This is a genomic window from Kitasatospora sp. NPDC093558 (genome assembly GCF_040683475.1).
In the GTDB taxonomy this organism is placed as follows: Bacteria; Actinomycetota; Actinomycetes; order Streptomycetales; family Streptomycetaceae; genus Kitasatospora.
The window spans coordinates 1-5,141 of sequence record NZ_JBFBDY010000457.1; the positions used below are offsets into that span (position 1 = coordinate 1).

The window sequence follows — 5,141 nt, forward strand, 5'->3', positions numbered from 1 at the left end:
GCCCACCCACCCACGCCTCTCCTCCGAGAGGGGACGGGGCCGCTTGTCCCCGGGGCCCCGCGGTGCCCCCGGCCCGGTAAATGCCGGGACCTGCGCCCTGCCCGCGGCTACGCTCGGCCGCATGAGCGAGCCCACGTACACCGCCCCGGACTACCCGGACGTCGCCGCCCTCCGCCCGTTCGAGCTCGCGTTCCCGGGCCCGCTCCGCGACGCCCTGGTCGCGGCCGTCCTCAGCGGCGCCAAGACCACCACCACCGGTCTCCTCGCCGACTACGAGCACGCCGGCGATCCTCTGCCCCAGCCCGGCGGGCGCAGCGCGGTGATCGACTCCGCAGGCCGGGCCGTCGCCGTGATCGAGACCACGGACGTCCGTGTGGTCCCGCTCGCCGACGTGGATCTGCAGCACGCCATCGACGAAGGCGAGGGCTACGCCACCGTGGCCCACTGGCGCTCGACCCACGAGCGCTTCTGGCGCAGCCCGGAGATGCTCGCCGCCCTCGGTGACCCGGGTTTCACCGTGGACGACCGCACCCCCGTGGTCCTGGAGCGCTTCCGTATGCTGACGGCCTTCCGCTGACCGGGGCCGCTCCCGCGGGGGCCGGCCGCGTCCGGCCGCGCCCCCGCCGGGCGGCTCGTGGCGTCAGCGCCGGACCGGGCTGTTCTCCTTTCGCATCGACTTGGTGATCGCCTTCCACTTCTTCAGCCGCGCCGAGGCGAGCCGGGCGTCCGACCGGGACGCGATCCACTCGTTCTCGCGCTGGAGCTTGCGGTAGCTCTCCCACCGCCGCTGTGGCAGCGTGCCGTCCTCGAGCGCGGCCCGGACGGCGCAGCCGGGCTCGGTGTGGTGGCCGCAGTCGTGGAAGCGGCAGTCCTCGGCGAGGTCGGCGATGTCGGCGAAGGCCAGGTCGACGCCTTCGCCGCCGTAGAGGCCGACTTCGCGCAGCCCGGGGGTGTCGATCAGCACGCCACCGCCGGGCAGGGCTATGAGTTCGCGGGTGGTGGTGGTGTGGCGCCCCTTCTGGTCGACGTCGCGGGCGGCTTGGACGGCCATGACGTCGGTGCCGGCGAGGGCGTTGGTGAGGGTGGATTTGCCGACGCCGGACTGCCCGATGAGGGCGGTGGTGCCGGGGGTGCAGGCGCGGAGGACGTCCATGCCTTCGCCGGTCTCGGCGCTGACGACGAGGACGGTGACGCCGGGTGCGACGCCTTCGACGTCGGCGCGGATGAATTCGGCGTCGTCGACGAGGTCGGCCTTGGTGAGGACGACGACGGGTTCGGCGCCGGACTCCCAGGCGAGGGCGAGGAAGCGTTCGATCCGGCCGAGGTCGGGGTCGGCGGCGAGGGAGGAGGCGATCAGGACGGTGTCGACGTTGGCCGCGAGGACCTGGCCGTCGGAGCGCTTGCCGGCGACCTTGCGGATGATCGCGGTGGTGCGCGGCAGCAGCGCCGTGACGGCGGCCATCGGCTGGGCGTGGAGGTCGACGGCGGCCCAGTCGCCGGTGCACGGGCAGTTGATCATGTCGGCGTCGCCGACCGGCCGGGTGTCGAGCCGGACGGTACGCGCTTCGCCCGTGTCGGGGTCGGCCAGGACGGCGTCGCACTGGCCGCGGTCGACGCGGACGATGCGGGCCGGGACGAGGCCGGCTTCGGCGAGCGGGGTGAACAGGTCCGCGAGCTCCGCCGTCCAGCCGTAGCCGGACAGCACATCGGCGGGAGCGACGGACTCAGCGGAGGAGGAAGACGGGTACGACGGAACGGAGGCAGCGTTGAACAACGCGGTGGGCCCTTCGGGAGGAGATGATCCCGGCGGGCTGCGGCTGGCTCGGAACGTCAGCCGGCGGCCGGGAAAAGGAGGTGAACGCGAGTGCTGCCCAGGGCAGCTATCGGGGCAACGACGGCCATGGGGTCCACCTCCTGCTCTCTACTCCTCGGGCGGCCAGTGAAGGCCCCCGAACTGGACGGGAGAAACGCTAGCGAAGAACGGTGTCCACGCCAACAGGTTTTTGACCTGCGGAAATGCTCGCAGGTAGCAGGAAGGCGGGATCAGCCGCCGTACCGGTGCTTGAGGTTGGGGTCGTCCAGCCACCAGGGCCGCATCCCCGTCTCTTCTTCCTCCTCGCGCCCCTCCGCCCGGGCCTGGGCCGCCGCCGCCTCGAAGCGGGCGTCCAGTTCGGCGTCCACGGCCTTGATCTCCTCGCGCCCCTGCACCACCATGCGCCGCACGAGGGCGGCCAGGAACGGCAGTCCGACGAGGTCCCCCAGGACCCAGAAGGCGTTGCCGCCCCACGTCTGGTCCTGCGCGAGGCTCGGCCCCCAGGGCCGTCCGAGGGCGACGTAGTAGTGCTCGGCGACGAGGTGGCCGCCGTAGATGAGCACGATCCCGAGCCCCGCGTCGAAGATCACCTCGGCGAAGGTGATGAACAGCCCGACCAGGTGCGGGTACTCGTGCCCGACGGGGTCGATCTGGAGCCGCGGCCAGAAGTAGGCGAGGCCGAGCAGCACGAGCGCCAGGTGCAGCACGACGTTCCCGGTGCCGCTGGAGACCGACCATTCGTACCAGGGCGTGAAGTAGAGGAGCCACGGCGGCGCCATCAGCAGCGCGGTCGAGACGGCCGGGAACATCAGCACCTTGGACGGCCGGCTGCGCAGCGCCCGCAGGATCCGCTCGCGCCGGTGCTCGGGTGCGGCGCGGACGAGGAGGGAGACCGGCGCGCCGAGCGCGAGCAGCAGCGGGACGACCATGAGCAGCAGGACGACCTGGACGGCCCGGTCGGTGAAGAGGATGCGGTCGTAGACGCCGAGGCCCGAGCAGGTGGACCAGATCCACAGGAGCAGCCCGCCGAGGAAGGCCGCGGTGCGGCTGGGCTGCCAGCGTTCGCCGCCGGTCCGGTGGACGGCGCGCACGGCGAGGAGGTACCAGGCGCCGAGGAGGACGGAGAGGCCGAGGACGAGGGGTTCGGCGGTCCACGAGGTGGCGAGGTCGGACCACTGCCAGGCCGGCGGCCCGTTGTAGCCGAGCGCCTGCACCGGGCCGTCCATCGGTCCGTGCATCGGTCCGCCCACCTCGTCCCACCTCGTTCACGCCGTGCTGTCGCGGGCCCCGTGCCCGGGGTGGGCGAAGGGGTGCGCCGACGTCCGTACGCGGTGTCCGGCGCTCCGCCATGATGGCCGGTCGGCCGTGGATCACCGCGGCCAGGGGTCCTCTCTATACCCCACCCTGAACAAGACTTTGCCAAACCATGTCAAAGCTTTGCCAGGGCAAAGTTTTGGCCCCGTTCCGTCCCGTTGTGCAACCGGCGGAGGGATACGTTCGTCTGGCAGGATGCACCGTCGGCATACCGGCCACGTGGGTGACAACAAGGGGACGACAAGGGTGCAAAGCACTGCACGCGGCGAGGGCCGCCGGCTGGCGGCGCGCCACCGCAACATCGAGCTGGGCCTGCTGGCCCTCGCGGTGGCCGTCTGTGTGGCGGGACACATCGACGCCGGCCTGGCGCTGACCGGCAAGATGCCGCCGAACCTGCTGATGCGCCTGCTGCCCCTGGTCGGGCTGGTGGGCGCGGCGCACATGGCGGTGCGCCGGTTCGCCCCGTACGCGGACCCGCTGATCCTGCCGCTCGGGGTGTTCCTGACCGGCTTCGGGCTGATGCTGCTGGACCGGCTGGACATCTCCTACGCGGCGGCGCACGCCAAGAAGGGCGACTTCCAGAAGCTCCCGGCCGCGCCGTCGCAGTTCATGTGGGTGTTCATCGCCGTCCTGGTGTCGCTCGCGCTGGTGGTCTTCATCAAGCACCACCGGTTCTTCCAGCGCTACGTCTACATCCTGATGGCGGGGGCGCTCGTGCTCCTGGCCGCGCCCGCGTTCTTCCCCGGGCGCCCCGAGGACTTCGGCGCCAAGCGCTGGATCCGCCTGTTCGGGCTCTCCTTCGAGCCGGACGAGTTCGTCAAGGTCGCGATCACGATCTTCTTCGCGGGCTACCTGATGGCCTCGCGGGACGCACTGGCGCTGGCCGGCCGCAAGATCTGGGGGATGACCCTGCCGCGCGGGCGGCACGCCGGGCCGGTGCTGGCGATCTGGGTGATGAGCCTGCTGGTGCTGATCTTCGAGCGCGACCTCGGCACCTCGCTGATCTTCTTCGGCATCTTCGTCGTGATGCTGTACGTCGCGACCGAACGCACCAGCTGGGTGGTGCTCGGCCTGCTGATGGCGGTCGGCGGCGCGGCGGTGGTCGGCACCCTGGAGCCGCACGTGCACGGGCGCGTCGAGGCGTGGCTGCACCCGCTGGACATCTACAAGCCGGTGCACGACAAGGCGATCATCTCCGACCAGCCGGCCGAGGCGCTGTTCAGCCTGGGCACCGGGCACCTGACCGGGACGGGCCTCGGCTCCGGCCGGCCGTGGCTGATCGGCTTCGCCGGGCGCAGCGACTTCGTCTTCACGACGATCGGCGAGGAACTGGGCCTGGCCGGGGTGACGGCGGTCCTGCTGGTGTACCTGCTGCTGGTGCAGCGGGGGCTGCGGACGGCGGTCGGGCTGACGGACCCGTTCGGGAAGCTGCTGGCGACGGGTCTGTCGACGGCGCTGGCGCTGCAGGTGTTCGTGGTCGTCGGCGGGGTGAGCGGCCTGGTGCCGCTGACCGGCAAGGCGCTGCCGTTCCTGGCGGCGGGTGGTTCGTCGCTGCTGGCGAACTGGCTGACGGTGGCCCTGCTGATCAAGCTGAGCGATTCGGCGGGACGGACGGCGCTGGAGCCGGCGCTGCCGAGCACGGACTTCCCGGCGCAGGTGGCCGCGAAGCGCCCGGCGCAGGCCGACCAGGCGGCGGGCCAGGCACCCGGCCAGAGCGCGGGCCAGGCGCCGGGCCGGACGCCCGCGCACGGCACGCCGTCGGAGCCCGAGCCGTCGCCCGGGGCGGGCCCGCAGCAGGCCGGTCACCCGGGCGCGGTGGCGGACTTCCCGACGGCCCCCGGCTACGGGGTGGCGCCGGATCCGTCCCGGCCGGGGGGCACCCTGGGCGGCGGCTTCCAGACGCCGGCGCACCCGTCCGGCCCGTACCCGCCGAACCAGAACCCGGCGTCCGCCTGACAGACCGCCGCGACCACCCGGGCCGACGAGAACCACCAGCACCCGGACGACCCGCGGC

The 5,141-nt window shown here is 72.6% G+C and carries 4 protein-coding genes; 2 read left to right on the forward strand and 2 right to left on the reverse strand.

The genetic code is table 11. The features are described from left to right. Window positions 1-121: 121 nt before the first annotated feature. Window positions 122-577: an ASCH domain-containing protein gene (locus AB0O00_RS28940; RefSeq protein WP_363656694.1), complete on the forward strand. Its 456-nt coding sequence runs from the start codon at window positions 122-124 to the stop codon at window positions 575-577. Window positions 578-640: 63 nt separating this feature from the next. Here AB0O00_RS28940 and rsgA read toward each other — a convergent pair whose 3' ends face one another. Further along, window positions 641-1,705 (reverse strand): ribosome small subunit-dependent GTPase A, encoded by a 1,065-nt coding sequence (rsgA, locus tag AB0O00_RS28945; protein WP_363656696.1) that lies wholly within the window; start codon window positions 1,703-1,705, stop codon window positions 641-643. Window positions 1,706-2,043: 338 nt separating this feature from the next. Beyond that, window positions 2,044-3,051, reverse strand: coding sequence for a cytochrome c oxidase assembly protein (locus AB0O00_RS28950; RefSeq protein WP_363656698.1), 1,008 nt, complete (start codon window positions 3,049-3,051; stop codon window positions 2,044-2,046). A 322-nt stretch (window positions 3,052-3,373) separates the two neighbouring features. Here AB0O00_RS28950 and AB0O00_RS28955 point away from each other — a divergent pair, with 322 nt between their 5' ends. Continuing rightward, entirely contained in the window at window positions 3,374-5,083 is a 1,710-nt protein-coding gene (locus AB0O00_RS28955) for an FtsW/RodA/SpoVE family cell cycle protein (RefSeq protein ID WP_363656700.1), read from the forward strand. Window positions 5,084-5,141 lie beyond the last annotated feature (58 nt).